Below are 1,526 nucleotides of genomic sequence, written 5' to 3'. Positions count from 1 at the left end.
CTCGACCCCGACCGGCGTCCCTACCACAACGTCCACAGCCTGCGCATCACCGGTTCCTTCGACGAGACGGCCTTCCGGAGTGCGGTGGCCCGCGTCGTGGAACGGCACCCGATCCTGCGTACCTCCTTCGATCTCGGTGGTTTCGGCGAGCCGATGCAGCTCGTCCACGCGGCCGTCGAGGTCCCGCTCACGGTCGTGGACCTGCGCGGCACCGACCCCGGGCAGCGGCACGCGGTGCTGGGCGAGCATGTCAGGGGGGAGCATCGGAACACGTTCGACCTGTCGGTCGCCCCGCTGTTCCGGATGGCGGTGCACGTCGTCGGCGACGACGCCTTCCAGTGGACGGTGACCGAGCACCACGCCATCTTCGACGGCTGGAGCCTGGCCTCCACGCTCACCGAGATCAACACGCTGTACCGCGCGTTGCTGGCGGGCGAGGACCCGATCGTGGAGCCGCTGCGGTCCACGTACGGCGACTTCATCGCCGCCGAGCGCGCGGCGCTGGGCTCCGAGGAGAGCCGGGCGTTCTGGCTAGAGCACCTGGCCGACCGGCCCGACGTACGGCTGCCGCGACGGCCAGTCCGGGAGTCGTTCCCCCGGCTCGGTGAACGTCTCGACGGTGAGCGCCACGCGCATGACGAGGACAACGGCGCCGGTGCCCTGACGACCGTGACCCGGCAGGACCTGCCGGAACGGCTGGAGGAACTCGCCCGCCGGTCGGGGGTGCCGTTCAAGGCCGTGGTGCTGGCGGCGCACCTGCGGGTGATGAGCCTGGTCACCGGAAGCTCCGACGTGCTGGTGGGCCTGACGTCCAACGGGCGGCTGGAGGAGGCCGACGCCACCGAGGTCCGCGGCCTGTTCCTCAACACGGTGCCCTTCCGCCTGCGCCTGCCCGAGGGCACCTGGACGGACCTGGTACGGGCGGTGTCGGACGCGGAACAGAACCTGCTGCCGCACCGGCGCTACCCCATGTCGGCACTGCAGCGCGAGCTCGGCGACGGCGCGCTGTTCGACGTGAACTTCGTCTACAACCACTTCCGCCAGCTCGGAGAACCGGCCGGGGACCGGACGCTGACCGTCACCGATCCCGGCGCCGACATGCCGGGCGTGGCACGGACCCACTTCCCCCTGGTGGTGGCCGTCAGCAGGGAGCCGGGCTCCGACGGGCTCCGTCTGGAACTGGAGTACAACGCCAGGGAACTGGCCGCGGACCAGGTCGTCGTGCTGCGGGACTACTACCTGCGGGTGTTCGAGGCGATGGTGGCCGACCCGGAGGCGTCGTACCGAGACGTGTCGCTGCTGGGCGAGGGCGAGCGCGCGCTGCTGGCGTCGTGGAACGGCAACGTCGCCGACGTCCCCGAGGTCCTGGTGCACCAGCTGGTCCAGGCCCATGACGCGGTAGCGGTGGTCTCCGAGGGGCAACAGCTCACCTACCGGGAACTGAACGCACGCGCCAACCGATTGGCCCGCTACCTGCGGGACGCGGGCGTGGGACCGGACGTGTGCGTGGGAGTGTGCGTCGAACG

Annotated in this window: 1 protein-coding gene; it reads left to right on the top strand. The window is 70.9% G+C overall.

All coding sequences use genetic code 11. The features are described from left to right. The coding region (locus ACLQ2R_RS39420) for a condensation domain-containing protein (RefSeq protein WP_425966531.1) at positions 1-1,526 on the top strand (1,526 nt) is incomplete at both ends.

Source organism: Streptosporangium sp. DT93 (assembly GCF_049844535.1).
GTDB lineage: Bacteria > Actinomycetota > Actinomycetes > Streptosporangiales > Streptosporangiaceae > Streptosporangium.
Note: the sequence above shows the minus strand (reverse complement) of the source record. Positions and strands in the feature narration are given on the sequence as shown.